The sequence below is a fragment of the Pseudomonas sp. NDM genome (assembly GCF_003105095.1).
Lineage (GTDB): Bacteria > Pseudomonadota > Gammaproteobacteria > Pseudomonadales > Pseudomonadaceae > Aquipseudomonas > Aquipseudomonas moraviensis_A.
In genome coordinates this window covers 24,163-41,154 of sequence record NZ_QETJ01000020.1, presented here as the reverse complement: position 1 = coordinate 41,154, position 16,992 = coordinate 24,163, and the positions used below count along the sequence as shown (strand labels likewise).

17 protein-coding genes are annotated in these 16,992 nt (G+C 58.7%); 15 read left to right on the top strand and 2 right to left on the bottom strand.

Going from position 1 to position 16,992, the window contains the following annotated elements:
* Positions 1-6 precede the first annotated feature (6 nt).
* From tssF to DCO47_RS07430, 14 genes are all read left to right on the top strand, one after another.
* The gene (gene tssF, locus DCO47_RS07490) at positions 7-1,773 is read left to right on the top strand and encodes a type VI secretion system baseplate subunit TssF (RefSeq protein ID WP_116657831.1); all 1,767 of its coding nucleotides are present in this window, start codon (positions 7-9) and stop codon (positions 1,771-1,773) included.
* Entirely contained in the window at positions 1,737-2,759 is a 1,023-nt protein-coding gene (tssG, locus tag DCO47_RS07485) for a type VI secretion system baseplate subunit TssG (protein ID WP_116657830.1), read from the top strand. The genes tssF and tssG overlap by 37 nt, the downstream gene beginning before the upstream one ends.
* Entirely contained in the window at positions 2,756-4,105 is a 1,350-nt protein-coding gene (gene tssJ, locus DCO47_RS07480) for a type VI secretion system lipoprotein TssJ (RefSeq protein ID WP_116657829.1), read from the top strand. Before tssG ends, tssJ begins: the two co-directional genes overlap by 4 nt.
* A 37-nt stretch (positions 4,106-4,142) precedes the next feature.
* A complete protein-coding gene (gene tssK / locus DCO47_RS07475) occupies positions 4,143-5,489 on the top strand; it encodes a type VI secretion system baseplate subunit TssK (RefSeq protein WP_116657828.1) in 1,347 nt (448 codons plus the stop codon).
* Positions 5,490-5,520: 31 nt separating this feature from the next.
* On the top strand, positions 5,521-6,288 hold the full coding sequence (gene icmH / locus DCO47_RS07470; protein ID WP_371919863.1) for a type IVB secretion system protein IcmH/DotU: 768 nt from the start codon (positions 5,521-5,523) through the stop codon (positions 6,286-6,288).
* A gap of 102 nt (positions 6,289-6,390) precedes the next feature.
* Entirely contained in the window at positions 6,391-6,912 is a 522-nt protein-coding gene (locus tag DCO47_RS07465; protein ID WP_083352636.1) for an Hcp family type VI secretion system effector, read from the top strand.
* Between the two features lie 73 nt (positions 6,913-6,985).
* Positions 6,986-7,243 carry a PAAR domain-containing protein gene (locus DCO47_RS07460; RefSeq protein ID WP_116657826.1) on the top strand — a complete coding sequence of 86 codons (258 nt, stop codon included), beginning with the start codon at positions 6,986-6,988 and terminating at the stop codon, positions 7,241-7,243.
* 87 nt (positions 7,244-7,330) lie between these two features.
* Positions 7,331-9,283: a type VI secretion system Vgr family protein gene (locus DCO47_RS07455; RefSeq protein WP_371919862.1), complete on the top strand. Its 1,953-nt coding sequence runs from the start codon at positions 7,331-7,333 to the stop codon at positions 9,281-9,283.
* Positions 9,284-9,292: 9 nt separating this feature from the next.
* The gene (locus DCO47_RS07450; protein WP_116657824.1) at positions 9,293-10,642 is read left to right on the top strand and encodes a DUF2169 domain-containing protein; all 1,350 of its coding nucleotides are present in this window, start codon (positions 9,293-9,295) and stop codon (positions 10,640-10,642) included.
* 1 nt (position 10,643) lies between these two features.
* Positions 10,644-11,000, top strand: coding sequence for a DUF4150 domain-containing protein (locus DCO47_RS07445; RefSeq protein ID WP_116657823.1), 357 nt, complete (start codon positions 10,644-10,646; stop codon positions 10,998-11,000).
* Between the two features lie 3 nt (positions 11,001-11,003).
* A complete protein-coding gene (locus DCO47_RS27140) occupies positions 11,004-12,173 on the top strand; it encodes a hypothetical protein (RefSeq protein WP_218279814.1) in 1,170 nt (389 codons plus the stop codon).
* A 20-nt stretch (positions 12,174-12,193) separates the two neighbouring features.
* Positions 12,194-13,216, top strand: coding sequence for a hypothetical protein (locus DCO47_RS26905; protein ID WP_133247395.1), 1,023 nt, complete (start codon positions 12,194-12,196; stop codon positions 13,214-13,216).
* A gap of 5 nt (positions 13,217-13,221) precedes the next feature.
* A complete protein-coding gene (locus tag DCO47_RS07435; RefSeq protein WP_116657822.1) occupies positions 13,222-13,521 on the top strand; it encodes a contractile injection system protein, VgrG/Pvc8 family in 300 nt (99 codons plus the stop codon).
* 42 nt (positions 13,522-13,563) lie between these two features.
* A complete protein-coding gene (locus tag DCO47_RS07430; RefSeq protein WP_256590096.1) occupies positions 13,564-14,208 on the top strand; it encodes a DUF6708 domain-containing protein in 645 nt (214 codons plus the stop codon).
* A gap of 92 nt (positions 14,209-14,300) precedes the next feature.
* On the opposite strand, the gene DCO47_RS07425 is transcribed toward DCO47_RS07430, so the two are convergent.
* The gene (locus DCO47_RS07425) at positions 14,301-15,461 is read right to left on the bottom strand and encodes a radical SAM/SPASM domain-containing protein (protein ID WP_116657821.1); all 1,161 of its coding nucleotides are present in this window, start codon (positions 15,459-15,461) and stop codon (positions 14,301-14,303) included.
* A 124-nt stretch (positions 15,462-15,585) separates the two neighbouring features.
* Entirely contained in the window at positions 15,586-16,479 is an 894-nt protein-coding gene (locus DCO47_RS07420) for a LysR family transcriptional regulator (RefSeq protein WP_116657820.1), read from the bottom strand.
* Positions 16,480-16,592: 113 nt separating this feature from the next.
* Between DCO47_RS07420 and DCO47_RS07415 the strand changes: the two genes are divergently transcribed.
* Positions 16,593-16,991 carry a RidA family protein gene (locus DCO47_RS07415; protein ID WP_116657819.1) on the top strand — a complete coding sequence of 133 codons (399 nt, stop codon included), beginning with the start codon at positions 16,593-16,595 and terminating at the stop codon, positions 16,989-16,991.
* The last annotated feature ends 1 nt before the right edge of the window (position 16,992 follow it).

Genomic DNA, 16,992 nt, shown 5'->3' with positions numbered 1-16,992 from the left:
GATGCGATGGACTTGAAACAACGCTTTGCCGAGGAGCTGCGCTACTTGCGCGAACTCGGCCGCGAGTTTGCCGAGGACAACCCGCAACTGGCGCAATTTCTCGGTGATCAGGCCGGCGACCCGGACGTGGAGCGGCTGCTGGAAGGCTTCGCCTTCCTCACTGCCAAACTGGGGATGAAGATCGACGACGATTTGCCGGAGCTGACTCACCCGCTGTTGCAGATGCTCTGGCCCAACTACCTGCGGCCCCTGCCGAGCGCGACCATCATCCGTTTTACACCGTTGCCGGATGCGATCAGCCAGCGTCAGGTGATCCCCAAGGGCACGCCGTTGTTTGCCAGACCGGTGGATGACATCACCTGCCAGTTTCGTACCTGCAGCGACGTCAGCCTGTACCCATTGGCGTTGCAGGAAGTCAGCGATGCCCACAGTCGCGAGGCCTCGGTGATGCGCATCGACCTCAAGGTGTTGACCGAGCAACCGCTGACCAGCATGGCCTGCGATCAGTTGGATTTTCATCTGGGCGGCGACAACGCCACGGCGCTGACGTTGTACCTGTGGCTCGCCCATTACCTGGACAGCGTCACGTTGCACATCGATACGCAAAGCTATCGCCTGCCAGCCAAGACTATCGGCTTTCCCGGTTTCACCCCCGAAGAGGCCCTGCTGCCCTACCCGCGCAATGTGTTCGATGGCTACCGGATCCTGCAGGAGTACTTCGTGTTCCCGCAGCGTTTTCACTTTTTCAGCCTGACCCAGCTGGCGCGCGTCTGGCCCGAGGTCAGCGCCACCAGCCTGCGCTTTGAATTTCAGTTCAGCCGGCCCATGCCGCCTGATATCCGTCTGCGCACCAGTGACCTGCACCTGTACTGCGCGCCGGCGGTCAACCTGTTCCGTCACGATGCGGATCCGATTGCGCTCGATGGACGCAGCCTGGAAAGGCGTATCAGCCCCAGCGGTAACCGCCCCGAAGCCTACGAGATTTTCAGCGTCGACAAGGTGGCCGGTTGGGATGCCGCCGACAAGGAGCGCAAGGGCGATCCGTTGCGGCGCTTTACTCCATTCGAATCGTTCCAGCATGAAATCGAAAACGCGCGGGGTCGCACGACACTGTATTTCCGCACGCTTATCGAAGAGTCCCATGGCCGTGAGGGTCTGCGTCATCGCATCGCTTTCGTGCGCGGCGATGAAAGCCTGTACATCGGCGAGCATGAAGCGGCATCCATCGAATTGACCTGCAGCAACCGCGATTTGCCGCAGTTGCTGGGCGTGGGAGATGTATCGCTGTCCACCGAGGTGACGCCGTCGTTCGCCACTTACACCAGCCTGATTGCACCGACCCGGAGCTACCGGCCAGTGCTGGATAGCAGCCTGCACTGGACGCTCATTTCCAACCTGTCGCTGAACTATCTGTCGTTGCTGTCGGCCGAGCCGCTCAAGGCAGTCATCCGCGCTTATGACTTCGCCGCCCTGCACGACCTGCAACAGGCCCGCGCCACGCGCAAGCGCCTCAACGGTATCCAGAATGCCGTGACCACCCCCATCGACTGGCTGATGAAGGGCCAGCCGGTACGTGGCGTGCAGACCCGTCTGCAACTGGACCAGAACGCCTTTCTCTGCGAAGGCGAGCTGTATCTGTTCGCCAGTGTGCTTTCACACTTTTTCGCCCTGTACGCGAGCATCAACTCCTTCCATCGCCTGGAAGTGATCAATACCACCAACAACGAGCGTTATGAATGGCCACTGTTGACCGGCAGACAACCCGTTATCTAGCCGATGTGCTGCTGGCCGACGCGCGAAACTACTCGTTTCATCGTCTGCTGGAGCATCTGCACGCCTTGCATGGCGACGATCTGGAAGCGCAGCCCTTGAGTGCGGCGGCGCGCCGTCGGGTTCGCCTGCAAAGCCATGCGGGGCTGGGCTTTCCGGCCTCCGATGTGGTCGAGGCTGCGCGCCTCGAGGAGGACCGCGAAGAAGTGCGCTATCGCTTGCAGACCAGCTTCTTTGGCCTGCACGGTACCGACTCGCCACTGCCCGGTTACTACCTGGATCGTCTGGCCTACGAGCAGGCCCAGGAGCGCGGAATTCGCCCGGCGTTCATGGACTTTTTCAACCATCGCTTGCTGACCCTGCTGCACACCAGCTGGCGCAAGTACCGCTACTACATCCGTTTTCAGGCCGGGGGCAACGACCGGTTTTCGCGATATGTATTTTCCCTGATCGGATTGAACGACTACGACCTGCGCGGCGCTACGCCGTTGCCTTGGGGCCGCCTGTTGAGCTTTGCCGGTTTGATCGCCAGTCGCAGTCGTTCACCTTCTGTAGTGTCCGGCATTGTCGAGCACAGCTTTGATCTGCACGGCGTTTACATCCGTGAGTTCGAGGCGCGCTGGGTGAATTTGCCGCAGCGCCAGCGCCTGGCGTTGGGCAAGGCCAACGGCACCTTGGGTAGCGATTTTGTGGTGGGTGACCGCAGCAAAACCCGCGCCAGCAAGTTCACCCTGGTGATTCCCAACCTGACCCAAGCCCGTTTCCGGCAGTTTTTGCCCAGCGGCGAGCAGTTCGGGCGCTTGCGCCAATTGATGGATTTTCTGCTGCGCGATGCCACCGCCTACGACCTGGAACTGGGGCTGCGCGAAGAAGATGTGCCGCCGTTCAACCTGCAACGCGGCGCAGGCACCCACCTGGGCTGGACCAGCTTTATCGAACGCCAGGAACACCGTTATCCCGCCGTGGTTCGCATTCGGGGGCGCGCATGAAGCTGACGCTGGTTATCAACAATCCTGCGCAGCTGCTGCACGGGTATTTGCCTCTTCACCGGTTTGGCCCACAGGGCGGCAGCATCGGCAGTGCCGCAGTGGACTGGCGCCTGGAAGATCGCCACAACAGCGTACAGCGCAACCATTGCGACATCCGCGTCATCGAAGGGCGCTTTTGTGTGATCGACCGCAGCGGTAGAACCTACGTCAACGGCCATGACCTTCCGCTTGGGCGCCATGTTGCGATAAGCCTCAACGACGGTGACCGGTTACAGATCGGTGCGTATCAGATCGCGGTGCAGTTGGGCGAACACGCCCCAGGCCAGCATTCGCTCGATGAGCTTCTCGGCGACCACCCCGAGGGCATGCACGTGTGGCACTGGCAAGACCTGCCGAGTCGGCCGCCGGGGGACCAGCGACCTGGCACTTGCCCTGAATTCGAACGCCTTTGCCGGCCGGTAGATTTGGCGGAGCAAGGTGATCCGCTGCGAGCGATGCATAAGGCGCCGCCACCCGAAGTGCTGGCGGAGACTGGCTCGCCTGCACACAAACGCAGCGTCAGCCTGTTGAGCAACCTGCGTTTGGGCACATTGTTGCTGGCCTGCCTGACCCTCGGTGGCTGCACCATGCTTGGCAAAATCGGTCAGGTGATCTGGACGCCGACGATTGCGGTTGGTGGTCCAGACGATCAGCCCAGCCGTTACTCCCTGAGTCTGTACGCCAGCGACAATGTCAATCCACGGCTGATCAGCACCGGTACGGCACCGGACGAGGACGCGAGCCATTCCCCTTACACCCTCAACGTGCAGGCCACCAGCCCGCAGGCGCTGACGGACAAAGTTCAAACCTTGCTCAATCACCTCTACGAAAGCGTACCGGCCCAGTCACCGCTGACCTCGGAACCTGAACCCGTGGTGTCAATGTCGCCTATCGACGACGCGCTGCTGGGTGACTACGACGACCAAGGCGTGCGCCTGACTACGCCTTGGGGCAACCCGGCGCTGCAACATGTCGCCACGCCGATCGCTTTCAAGGTCTTGCAGTTGACCGACGACTCGCTGCTGGTCAACGCCAGCCCACAAGCCATGGCCGACGACCTGAAAAAGACCCTCGGCAGCACCTACATCCGCGCCGACGACTACCTGCTCAACCCCGGCCAATTCAAGTTCATCGACCTGCGCGCACTGGATGAAGACACCCGCTTCATCGCAGTGATTGCCAACTACCACAGCACTGATGTCGGCCAGTGGAAGCAGCGACTGCGCGTCGAGCCCAAAGGTCGGCAATACGCGGTGCTGGTACAGCTGGACGCCGAGCAGGTCAACCTCAAGGCAGAAATCCGATGACGCTCTTTCCAGCCGCTATCGCCCAGAGTAATTACCGATGAGTTCACGTAACCCCGTCATCTGGCATGAGGGTCTGTTCGTCAAGCCCCAGCACTTCCAGCAACAGGCCCGCGCCGCTGAAGCCGCCGTGCACCAGCGCCTGCACAGTCTCAACGATGCGCTATATGGCTTCAGCGAACTGACGCTCAACACCGAGTACTTGAGCTTCGGCAAGGTCGCGATTAACCAGGCGTGCGGAATCATGCCCGATGGCAGCGTCTTCGACATTCCCCACGACCTGGCACCGCCCTCCCCGCTGGAGATCGCTGACAGTAGCGCGGTCGGCCAGATTGTCTATCTGGCCCTGCCGCTGCGCTCCAACGGCGCCGTTGAAATACGCTGGCCCGATCAGTACGGCAACAGTCGCTATATCGCCCTGCGCGAGGAAATTCGCGACACCCACAGCCATGACGGCGATCAGGTCGGCATGGACCTGGCCGTACCCAACTTGCAACTGATGCTCGAACGCAGCGACCGCAGTGCCTTCACCGGCATTGCTATCGGCAGAATCAAAGACAAGCGCCCGGACGGCAGTCTGGTGATGGACGAACACTTCTATCCCACCAGCCTGTCACTGCAAGCCGTGCCGGCGTTGCACCGCTACCTGGGCGAAGTGGCCGGATTGATGCGTGAGCGCGCCAAAAACCTCGCCCTGCGCATCGGTTCGCCAGGACAGTCGGGCGTCGCGGATGTCACCGACTTCAACCTGCTGCAGACGCTCAACCGCTTGTTCCCGTTGTTCCAGCACCTGGCCCGCCAGCGTCAGGTCCACCCGGAGCGGCTGTACATCGCGCTGGCTCAGGCGTGCGGTGAACTGGTGACCTTCACCGATGAAGGCCACCTGCCCCAGGAGTATCCGGCCTATCAGCACGAAAACCTGCGCGAGTCGTTCCAGATACTCGAGCACACCTTGCGACGCGCCTTGGGCACGGTGCTGCAACCGCGCGCTGTGTCGTTGCCGATCATTGAGCAGCAGTACGGCGTGCGCAGCGCCGCGCTGAACGACAAACGCCTGTTGGACAACGCCGAGTTCATCCTCGCCGTGCGCGCCGAACTGCCAGCGGAAACCCTGCGTCAGCAACTGCCGCGGCAGATCAAGATCAGCTCCACCGAAGGCCTGGAGCAACTGGTCAGCCTGCAACTGCCGGGCATCCCACTGCGGCCGCTGCCGGTGGCGCCACGACACCTGCCCTTCCATGCCGGCTTCAGCTACTTCGAACTCGACCGCCATCACCCCGCCTGGCAAAGCCTGAGCAGCGGCAGCGGGTTCGGTTTCCATATTGCCGGCGAATTCCCGGAGCTGGAGTTGCAGTTCTGGGCGATCAGGAGTGAGAGAGATGAATAAGTCCGCAGCCGATTCACGGCTCGATGAGGAAATGTCCGGCGCCATCCACAGCGACAGCGAAACCATTACTGTCAGGCGTCAGACGTGTTTGCCAGACCCGGAGTTCGACCTGCGCGGCCTGGCCTGGAACCCGCTGTGCGATGCTGCCATGCCGCTGATAGGCCTGGTCATCCGTCTACGCCGTCTGGACCAGCACGACGACGTACCTGAGTTGTACATGAGCGTCAGCAACCAGATCACCACGATCATGGAAGAAGTCCGTCAACTCGACTACGACGCCGGCATGCTCAAGGCCTACTCCTACAGCCTGTGCCTGTTGATTGACGAAGTGGTCATGCGCACCCCTTGGGGCAAGTCGTCCAGCTGGAGCGCACGCTCATTGCTCAGCCAGTTTCATGAAGAAACCTGGGGCGGCGAAAAAATCTTCACCGTCATGAACAACATGATCCCCGAAGCCGCCCGCTATCAGCATGTGCTGGAGTTCATGTACCTGTGCCTGATCGCCGGTCTGAAGGGCAAATACGGCGCCCACGCCAGGGGCGATGACGAAATACAGAAGATCATCAGCCAGCTGCACGGCCTGCTGCGCCCCCTGCGCGGCGAGACGCCCAAGCGCCTGACCGATCCGCTGAAAAACGTCGCGCCACGCAACTACCGGATCAAGCGGACGTGGCCGTTGTGGACGCCTTGGGCCATGGCCGCCGTCGTGCTGACGGTCGCCTACACGATCTACACGATCCGTCTGAATGCCATCACTGAGGAAGTGCTGGTGTCCCTGGAACGGATTCTCAACCTGTAACCGATTTTCAGCGTGCTCATCCCGAGCGCTGCGAAGCCATGGCCTCTTGGGCCAAAAACCACGACCTCAGAGTCGTTAAATCATCGCGACAAGGAGCATGTCATGCCAACACCCGCGTACATCACCATCCACGGCAAAAACCAGGGGCATATCACCAAGGGCGCTTTCACCGCGGACTCGGTGGGCAACGTTTATGTGGAAGGTCACGAGGACGAAATCCTGGCACAGGAAATCGACCACCAGATCGCCGCGCCCACCGATCCGCAAAGCGGTCAACCCAGCGGCCAGCGAATGCACAAACCGCTGACCTTCACCAGCGCGCTGAACAAAGCCTCGCCGCTGCTTTACCAGGCTCTGGCCACCGGCGAAATGCTGCCAACTGTCGAGGTCAAGTGGTTCCGCACTTGCTCTGAGGGCAAACAGCAACACTTCTTCACCACCAAGCTCGAAGACGCCACCGTCGTCGAAATCCACACCGTATTGCCAAACGCACAAGACGCCGCAAACAAGAACTACACCCAACAGATCAAGACCAGCCTGTCGTACCGCAAGGTCAGCTGGAGTCATGTGGTAGCCGGCACCGAAGCCTCGGATGACTGGCGTAAACCGGCTGCGGCGGGTTAAACGCGCCCATTCCGCCGCTGCGGTTCGCGCAGCGGCAGAACCTTCGCTGATTCAACGTGATTAAGGAGGCTCCATGCCTGCCGTTGTCTTGGTCGGTCACGACCATGATTGCCCGTTGTGTGGCCCCACCACCGTCGCCTGCGGTACAAGCAACATGAACGTCAACGGTCGCGCCGTTGCGCGTGTTGGCGACACTCTCGGATGCGGTGCCGTGATCACCAGCGGCTCGCCCTCGATGATCGTGGACGGGCAACCGGTAGCCCGCGTCGGCGACACCACCGACCACGACGGCGAACTGGAGAACGGTGAGCCCGGTTGGCTCATCGACTGATATTTTCACCTGCGACAGGGAGGCCCCACGCCCCGCCAAAGTGACCTGCGTTTCACCTTCACCCCCCTGCAAGGCGACCCCTTCGACGTGGTCTCGTTCACCCTCGAAGAAGGGCTGTCCCAGCCATTCCAGCTCACCCTGGAACTGGCCAGCCACAACGCCGCCATCGACTTCAATCGCGTGCTTGACCTGGCGGGGCTGTTCACCATCTGGCGCGGCGAAACCGCGGTGCGCTACGTCCATGGTCTGGTCAGCCTGTTCACCCAGGGCGACACCGGTTTTCGTCGCACCCGCTACAGCGCTGTGGTGGAGCCGACCTTGTCGCGTTTCGATCTACGCTCCAACTGGCGCATCTTCCAGGGCCAGACCGTGCCCGACATCATCACCAGCGTACTGGCCGAGCAGAAGCTGACGGACATCCGCCGCGAACTCTGCTTTGACCACCAACCCCGCGAATACTGCGTGCAGGCCGGCGAAACCGACCTCGCCTTCATCGCCCGCCTCGCTGCCGAAGAAGGCCTGCTCTACACGTTTGAACACCGCACCGACGGTCACACCCTGGTCCTCACCGACCGCGTCGGCGGCCTCGGCACCATCGGCACCCATAAAGACTGCCCGGTGCTCTACCAGCCAATGGCCGGCGGCGATTCCATCGAACCGGCCCTGACCCGCTTCCACTACACCGAACAAGTGCGCACCGCACGCCAGGTGCAGCGCGACTACACCTTCACCCACCCGCGCTACAACCAGCAGCACACCGCCACCGGTGATCAGGACCTGAACAACCAGCACAAGGACTACGAACGCTACGACTATCCCGGGCGCTACAAGCGCGACATCGCCGGCAAGCCCTTTACCAAGACACGCCTGACCGCCCTGCGCAACGACGCCAAACTCGCGCATCTCAAAGGCGACGATGCACGCCTGCAACCGGGATTGGCGTTCGACCTCAACGATCATCCCCGTGAGGATTTCAACGACCGCTGGCGCACCATCGGCGTGCAACATCAGGGCAAACAGCACAGCAGCCTCGAAGAGGAATCGTTCGGCAGCGACCGAGGCACGTCTTATGAAATGAGCGCCAGCGCCATCCACTGGATGGCCGACTGGAAAGCCCCGCTGCGTGACAAACCCTGCATCGACGGCCCACAGATCGCCACCGTGGTCGGCCCGCCGGGCGAAGAGATCTATTGCGATGAATGGGGCCGGGTCAAGGTGCAATTCCCGTGGGACCGTTCGGATAAAAACAACGACCAGAGTTCGTGCTGGATCCGTGTAGCCCAAGGCTGGGCCGGGGCGACCTGGGGAGCCATGGCCGTGCCTCGGGTCAATCAGGAACTGATCATCAGCTTTTTGGACGGCGATCCTGACCAGCCGATCGCCACGGGGCGGACCTACCGCCAAACCAATTTACCCCCGTACGAACTACCCAAACACAAAACACGAATGACCATCAAGAGCCGCACCCACAAGGGCCCTGGCTTTAATGAGCTGCGTTTTGAGGATGAGCTGGGCCACCAGGAAGTGTTCATCCATGCCGAAAAAGACAAGAACGTTCATATCAAAAACAACAACGGCATCTTCGTCGGCAACGACCGCAAGGAGCGGGTCGAACACAACGAAACCGTGTCCATCGGCGACCACCGCATCGAGGACGTCGGCCAGAACGAAACCATCAGCATCGGTGCCAATCGCAGCGTGACCATCGGCGGCAACAAGGCTGAGACCATCAAACTGGCCAAAGCCGAAACCATTGGTCTGGCCAAGGCGCTGACCATCGGCGCGGCGTACCAGACCAGTGTTGGCGCGGCCATGAATACCACCGTGGGGCTGAGCCAAAGCGAGCAGATCGGCACCCACAAATCGGTGGCGGTGGGCAAAAAATTCACCATCAACGCCGGGGACGAATTCAAGGTCACGGTGGGTAAATCCAACCTGGTGATGAAGTCCGACGGCACCGTGCTGATCAATGGCCGCACCTTCGATTTCAGCGCCAGCGGCGCGGTGCAGATCAACGGCAAAGACGTCGATATCAACTGAGGGGCGGACATGGAATTTCGCAATCTGACGCCCTTCGATGCGCTGTGTTTCAGCGCGCTGGGCATGGACGATCAAGAGTACCCGGTACTGGTCATGAAAGTGGGCTATCGGCTGCTGCCCATTGACGGGCAGCCGGGGCAGTTTCGCGCCGAGGTGCTGGACGAAGATCCGCTGGCGCTGTGCACCGCTGATCGCTACTACGGCGAGGAAGGGGCAAGCAGCGTCTGCGAAGAAAGTGACCTGGCGCCATTCAAACCACGCTGTGATGTGATCGTGGTGGGCAATGCTCATGCGCCACAAGGTCAACCAGCAACGCAGTGGACGGCCGGACTGCGCATCAGTGCGCCGGTGGCGCCGCCGCCCAGAATCGACGTGCCGCTGCCGACGCCTTTGAGTCCCGGCGAACGACTGACCGAGTATCAACTAACGGCATGGCAAGCCGCCCGACAAGAAGCCTTTAAGCGTCGGGCCGATGCGCCGACGCGCCATTACTTGTTGGACAAGCACCTGACATTTACCGGCCCTCACCAGTTTCGCCACAGCTTGTTCGGTGGATGGCAACTGTCCGAACCACAACCGGCCACCTCGGTGCCGTTGCGTTGGGAATACGCATTCGGTGGCAGCAGCGTTGTGATCAATCCCGAACACGCGGTTGATGAAAACACCCCACCTTACCTGCTCAACGAGGTGTGCTACAGCAACCCATTGGGCCGGGGCTGGATCGAAAAGCGCCAGGAAGACCTCGGTTTTCAACTGGACAAGCCTCTGCGCGAACTCCCGGCACCGCAGATCGAGCCCATCGACAAACCGGTGTGGCGTCTGGATCGGGTCAAACATCCCGAGGGTGAACTCGACGCCCACGGTATGGCGCAGGTCGCGGCCAGCTACAAAAACCAACCAGTGGGGTTTGGCGTGGTGGGCCGTGCCTGGGCACCGCGATTGCCATTGGCCGGGAGCTACGACGAAACCTGGCAGCGCGAACGCTGGCCGGGATTGCCACGGGATTTCGACTTTGCCTACTGGAACGGCGCGCCGGTTGATCAGCAGATTGAGTTTCCTCCGCCCGCATTTCGCCTTGAACTGTCCAACCTCACCGACCCCGGTCTCACGCCCAACGGTTCGTTGTGCGTGGAACTGCCCGGCCATCGCCCCTTTGTGCTGATGCGCCTGCACAACGGCGCAATGCTGCCACTGCCCATGCTCACCGACACCCTGCGCATCGACACCGAGGCCATGACTTTGGCGCTGATTCATCGCATCAGTTTGCCCAATCACCTGGGCATTCGCGTACTAGAAGCGCGCTTCGAAACTGATCCGAACGCCCCGCTGATCAAGCGCACAGCCAAGGAGGTGCTCTGACATGGCCGATAACGTCATCGCCCGTAAGCAGGGCAAATGGAAGGTCGTCAGCATCGTCCCGGATGTCTGCAAGACACCAATGGGCAGTGCCATCCCTCCGGTGCCCTACCCCGTCACCGCCGAACTGAAAACCGCCACCGGCGTGGCCAAATCGGTACGTGCCAACGGCAAGCCGGTAGTGGTGTTCGACAAGAGCTTGGTACCCAGCACCAACGGCGATGGAGCTGGCGTCGCCAAAGGCATCAAGAGCAACACCGTGGGCGGCAAATGCTATCCGCTGGAGAAGAGCAGCAGCGTACGTGCTGAAGGCAAGTTGGTAGTGCGCCATGACGACAAGTTCTGGATGAATGGGGCGTAACGCATGGCCGAACCGATCAATCTAGCCCCGGTGCAGGTGGATGCGGTCAGTGTGCCTGTCCGACGTCCTCCCGACAGCATCGCCGGCCCGGATGAAATGATGCTACAGCTCGGCGAGAACGGCGGCGTGCAAGTCGACGTGTTTGGGCGGGATGCACAAGGTAATGAACTGCACGAAAGCCGGGAGATGCAGGAGGATGAATACGAGGAAATGCGCAAAGGCTACTTGCGCGCCGAACTGGCGACGATGCCGCCGTTCAGTTCGTTCAAGAGCGGTAATACCATTGGGCGGGTTGTGGGTGAAACCGCTCCCGCGACAGTTCCAGCTTCACAGGCCAATCCACTAGTCGAGGCCGAAACCGAAGAAGAAGGCATCACTGGCGAGCAGGTTCTGGATGGCATCCAGCTGGGATTGGACGTAATTGGCCTCATTCCTGGCGTCGGTGAACTGGCAGATTTAGGTAATGCAGGTGTCAGCTTCGTTCGTGGGGATTACGCCGGGGCAGCACTATCTCTTGCAGCTGCTGTTCCATTTGCAGGAGCGCTTGCCACAGCTGGAAAGATGGGAAAACGCGCTACTGATCTAGCCGGAGCAAGTAAACCTGTAAAAAAAACTCCCAAAGAAACACCTGGCAAACCAACAGAAGGCAAGAAAGGCGACGGCGGGAGCGTAGAAGATAACGGTAAAGATTGCCGATTACGACCTTACTCACAAGGATGTCATGCAGGAAAAACACCGCATCACGTAGTTCCAGACCGCGTATTCAGAATGCCTGGCGATGGGGGTGTTCGATTACCAAATGGCATAAGCTACAAAGATGGTTTTTGTATTTGCGTGGACGGCGCATCCCCAAGAAAAAAAGGACCACGACCAAACGAGCACGGTATGATTCACGCTCTCTACGACGCAGAGGAGCAAGCAATCGGGGCGCTCGGTGATCCAGTTGGTACTGCACCACTCTGGAAGCTTGAGGCGGCAGGTGTTACAGCGGCAGCGGCGATAACCGGGTGCAACCCAATTATAATGGCTGCTCAACTAAGAGCACATCATCAAAGCAAAGGTTTGTTGCCGTCTGGAATATATCGCGCTGATCCAGCGGGAGTACACATACGAAATGTCATCCCTGACTCGCTTGGAAAAACTACAACTCCAAAAGGTAGCGGCGGACTTTAAACCCAACAAAGGCAACTACAATGAAAGCACAAATCACATTTGGAAGCGGATGCGCAATAAGCAACACCATGCTTTATGTACCCTCTTTTTTAGATGAACTAGATGAGAGCCTAGAACACACTCGAATGTTCGTTCTAAACCTAGAGACCTCTCCATACTGGTTCCATCATGAAATCCGCGAAAAAACAGTAGTTTCAACATGTTTTCGCCCAGAGAGCGCGGAATTTAAACGAGCATGCTATTCATTAACAAACCGAGGCGTAGTCGAAATATTTAATAGCGACGAAACCATTGAAAATCATATATTCAAAACCAAAGCAGACACCATCAAATCAGGAGATCTGACTAATATAAAATTCATTGGCCAACACGCTTATGCCTGCGGAAGCGGCAATCAAGTATATAAAAACCTTCCACAAGGCTGGTCCTTAATAAGCTCTGCAATTAAAGCTCAAGCCACACAGAAACTATCCGAAGCAGTAAGCAATATTAGCAAAGCAACGAACTCGCTCACCGTAAAAAATGCCGACCTAATTAGCGCAACAAAAAAACTCAGAGAATACACCATACTTAATTGCATTGACGGACTAACAGAAAATAGCATTTACACATGTGGAACCAATGGAAAAATTTGGCACTGGGACGGATCTAACTGGCAAGATATCAAGAGTGGAACCAAGCAACATCTTCACCACATCCACTGCACCTCAGATGACACTGTCCTCATGTGCGGACACAATGGAACCATACTAACGGGAAATTACAAATCGGGCTTTAGAAGACTACCAATAGAAAAAACACAGATCCATTTTTGGTCAATAAAATCATTCAGAGAATCAATATATCTCGGATCAAACAGGGGACTATTTACAATAACAAACAATCAAATAACCCCTTGCATGATCAGCCCCGACATCCCCAGCTTTTTTAGTGTTCAATCTATCGACGTACGCGATAACACTCTATGGGTAGTTGCAGATAAATTCATCCTGCGATATCACTCTAATTCTTGGGATATTATCGAGCACCCAGATAACATTTAACACCTATCGGTCTGAGCCAAAGCGAGCAAAATCGGTGGTGCTCGATAAAAGACACCACCGGCCATTCACACAAAAGCGACACCGGTTTTCGCCGCACCCGCTACACCGCCGTGATCGAACCGACCCTGAAGCGTTTCGACCTGCGCTCCAACTGGCGCATCTTCCAGGCCCAGACCGTGCCCGACATCATCACCAGCGTGGCCCGGCGGCACGACATTGAAGCAGCCACCTTGTCGGTACCCTACTGGCCCGATCGCGACATTCAGGACGCCTATGCGGAGCTCATCCTGATGGACAGCCTGTAGACCAAAGCCGACAGCGCACTCCGCTTATTGGCGCGGGCCACGATGAGAGTTCGCGGCGTCGGTGTTTGGTTAACTCCTTTCATTTGCTTGTTATCACTAGGTTTTCCGGCCACGTTGGTTGCTTTTGCAATCAAAGATAATAACGCGCCGTCCGTCTCTCTCGTTTTAGTCGCCCTCCTGGGATTCATTACAGCTTCATGGCTAGGCACTTATTTCTGGCGAAGGGACACCAATGCCCCCCGCGACGAACCCATCCGCTTCAACCGCGCCCGACGCAAAGTTTACGTCTACCGCTTCCATCATGACGGGTTAAGACCATTCAGCCGCACCCTTTGGGGTGTGCGCGTCGACGTTTTAGACTGGGATGATCTGCGCGCCGAGGCCTGTAGCATCTACGGCCCCATGGGCAGTGGCGGTCTCATCGAAACCGTCACTCTCGCCGTGGTGAAACCTGGCACCCATCAGGTAATAGATCGCTTTCATTTCGCCCATGAAATTCAACAAGGCGAAATGTACTGGGCCATGGCCCAACTGTTCATGCAGCAAGGCCCACAAGCCCTGCCCACCTTCCCCAGACCGCCGCGCGACTGGAACAACGAAGACGTGCGCTTCAACCTCGCCCGCCGCCTCGCCCCGAAAGTGCAATGGCCCGCCGACATTGACCTGCAATCGCGGACAGCTCCGTAATGGCGTTTTCGTTCCCCATGCTCACCCACGGGGAACGCAATCAAGCCTGCCGTTTGAAGGATTGGTGTATGAGCACCCACCCCAATGCCGCTTCAGATCACCGAAAACGCACCGGCACCGAGTCGTCCTTCCAGACGCCCACACAGCAGGTAGTGCTGGTAGCCACTGCTGAAAGCACCTTGGGACACCGCCACCCTTACATCGTCATTGAGTCGAAGATACTGGGCTTCATCGAAATTCTCGGCGCTGACTTCGCCGGCGCGCCCCAGTTGCTGGCTGTCCACCGCAAGTCCCTCGCTGGCAAGCCGTTCGAAGTCGAGAATGCGGTTTACCGCGTGCCGTTCCAGGACCCCCTGATTGGGGTATGTCGAGTAGATGTGCAGCCCTTTCGATGCGCAACGGTCGCACATGTCGACGCAGTTTTTCTGCGTGGATTTGCGCCGTGTCAGTTCCTCGAGCGGCATGTCGAGATATTTGCCAACCTGATATTCGGTCTGGTTGAAAATCGTGCAGCACAAGACTGTATTGCCGTTGCAGTCGATCACCAGCCAGTCATCTTTGAGTGTGCAAGCCTGCTTGGGGTAATGCTGCAGGACATTGATCAGATCATCGTAAGGCGGGAGCGCCAGACGTGTGAGCGTTTCGTGGTCAGTGGCTGAAACAGACGGATCGCGCTCGACGATCGCCAGCGCTTTCTCCAGCGGCATCATCACCGAATAACCGGTGGTGAACACAAAGCCGAGACGCTCACTGAACTCGCGCATCAGCGTCTCTTCTTCAATATTGTCCAGGTAGCGGTGGTAATAAACATCCACTCGCGTCTTCAAGCCGAGGCGTTGCTTGATTTCATGCAGCGCAATCATGTTCTGCTTTACGACTTCGATATCACCGCCGACGTGGCCCTTTTGGTAAGTTTCCTGATGAAAGCCTGATAACGAAATCCGGAAATAACCTGGCTCGGCCAACAGCGCCTTTTCCATATTCTTCGCCAGGTTGAGGTTGGTGCTGATACCGCTCATCATGCCGGCGGCATTGATGATCTCGATAAACTCGCCGATCTTCGGATGCACCAGAGGCTCGGTCCAGTTGTAGAGGAAGATCGTGCGAACGCCCTCGGTTTTAGCCTTTTCAACGATCTGCCTGAACATGTCCAGCTGCATGGATTTCTTGAAATTGAGATTTTCCGAATTGCCCATCGGGCACGAAGGGCAGCTCAGATTGCAGGCGCCAACAATATCGATATACATGTTCATTGCAGGTGGAGCTCCTTGAAGGGAACGCCATGCATCTCATCATTGCATGGGTTTCGGTCGCCGCTTGTGTTGGTATTTTGACGGCTGTGCGACACCCGCAAGCAATAACTGCACCATCGGCACGCTACGCCATCAACTGCACCACCCAGTCGATAAAGACGCGCAATTTCAGGCTGACATGCCGGTTCGGCGGATAGGCCAGATAAAGCGGCATCGACTCAAGCTGCCAATCCGCAAACAACTGCACCAACTCGCCCCGTGCCACATGCGCATCAGACATATACGTCGGCAGCCACAGCACACCCATGCCGGCCAGCCCCGCCGCCAGATAGGCATTGCCATCATCCACCGCAAGCACATGCCGGCCCTTGATCTGCAGGCGATCGGTGCCGTTGTGCAAGGTGTACGGAAGAGGTTTACCGGTGCGAGCCCAAAGAAACGCGACCACCCGATGATGGGAGTCTTCCAGTTCGCGCGGATGGTCGGGCGTACCTTCGCGGGCCAGATAAGCCGGTGCGGCAAACACGCCCAATGGCAGATCGGCGATCTTGCGCGCCATCAACGATTGATCGAGCAACTCACCACCGCGCACTACGCAATCGACGTTCTCATCGATGATGTCGACGATGCGGTCGCTGACGCCCATGTCGATCTGGATGTCCGGGTAGCGCGCGTGAAAATCCGGCAAGGCCGGCACCAGGATCAGCCGTGCGAACGGGCTCGGCACGTCGATGCGCAAGCGCCCGCGTGGCCGTGCGGCGGCGCCGGGCAGGCTGGTTTCGGCGTCGTCCATGTCCGCGAGCAGCTTGATCACCCGTTCGTAATACGCCGCACCATCGGCGGTGACGTTGACCTTGCGCGTGGTGCGGTTGAGCAGCTTGACCCGTAGCCGCGCCTCCAGTTGCTGCACCAGTTGCGTCACCGTGGTCTTGCTCATGTGCAGGGTTTCGGCAGCTTTGGTGAAACTGCCCGCCTCGACCACCCGGGCAAAGGCCTGCATCGCATCGAATCGGTCCATCCGCGCCCCTCGATTGTTTGGAATTTGCAAACAGTGAACGCCAAGCTTGCGCGTTTATCGCGGCTCTGCAAATACCTAAAGTCAGCCCATCAACCACTGATGGAGTCAGCACCATGTCCAAGCGCGATGTAGTTTTCCCACCCGCCCGCCACGCCCTGTACGAGCGTCACCGTTACTCGCCGGCGATTCGCTCCAACGGTTTCCTGTTTGTCTCAGGACAAGTCGGCAGTCGCGAGGACGGTTCGCCCGAAGCGGATCTGCGCGATCAGGTGCGCACGGCCTTCAACAACCTCAACGCGATCCTCGCTGCGGCCGGTTGCAGCTTCGATGATGCGGTGGATGTCACCGTGTTCATGGTCGACCCGCATTCGACGTTCGAAACCATCTGGAGCGTGGTGCCGGAGTTCTGGGGCGAAGCGCCGTTTCCGACGGTGACGGCTGTCGGCGTGACCTGGCTGGCGGGTTTCGATTTCGAGATCAAGGTGATTGCCAAACTGCCGGAAGCGACTTGAC

Excerpts from the sequence above, each read along its gene's own strand:
- tssF (WP_116657831.1), top strand. The coding sequence starts at position 7 with ATGGACTTGAAACAACGCTTTGCCGAGGAGCTGCGCTACTTGCGCGAA.
- tssG (WP_116657830.1), top strand. The coding sequence starts at position 1,737 with ATGGCCACTGTTGACCGGCAGACAACCCGTTATCTAGCCGATGTGCTG.
- tssJ (WP_116657829.1), top strand. The coding sequence starts at position 2,756 with ATGAAGCTGACGCTGGTTATCAACAATCCTGCGCAGCTGCTGCACGGG.
- tssK (WP_116657828.1), top strand. The coding sequence starts at position 4,143 with ATGAGTTCACGTAACCCCGTCATCTGGCATGAGGGTCTGTTCGTCAAG.
- icmH (WP_371919863.1), top strand. The coding sequence starts at position 5,521 with ATGTCCGGCGCCATCCACAGCGACAGCGAAACCATTACTGTCAGGCGT.
- DCO47_RS07465 (WP_083352636.1), top strand. The coding sequence starts at position 6,391 with ATGCCAACACCCGCGTACATCACCATCCACGGCAAAAACCAGGGGCAT.
- DCO47_RS07460 (WP_116657826.1), top strand. The coding sequence starts at position 6,986 with ATGCCTGCCGTTGTCTTGGTCGGTCACGACCATGATTGCCCGTTGTGT.
- DCO47_RS07450 (WP_116657824.1), top strand. The coding sequence starts at position 9,293 with ATGGAATTTCGCAATCTGACGCCCTTCGATGCGCTGTGTTTCAGCGCG.
- DCO47_RS07445 (WP_116657823.1), top strand. The coding sequence starts at position 10,644 with ATGGCCGATAACGTCATCGCCCGTAAGCAGGGCAAATGGAAGGTCGTC.
- DCO47_RS27140 (WP_218279814.1), top strand. The coding sequence starts at position 11,004 with ATGGCCGAACCGATCAATCTAGCCCCGGTGCAGGTGGATGCGGTCAGT.
- DCO47_RS26905 (WP_133247395.1), top strand. The coding sequence starts at position 12,194 with ATGAAAGCACAAATCACATTTGGAAGCGGATGCGCAATAAGCAACACC.
- DCO47_RS07430 (WP_256590096.1), top strand. The coding sequence starts at position 13,564 with ATGAGAGTTCGCGGCGTCGGTGTTTGGTTAACTCCTTTCATTTGCTTG.
- DCO47_RS07425 (WP_116657821.1), bottom strand. The coding sequence starts at position 15,461 with ATGAACATGTATATCGATATTGTTGGCGCCTGCAATCTGAGCTGCCCT.
- DCO47_RS07420 (WP_116657820.1), bottom strand. The coding sequence starts at position 16,479 with ATGGACCGATTCGATGCGATGCAGGCCTTTGCCCGGGTGGTCGAGGCG.
- DCO47_RS07415 (WP_116657819.1), top strand. The coding sequence starts at position 16,593 with ATGTCCAAGCGCGATGTAGTTTTCCCACCCGCCCGCCACGCCCTGTAC.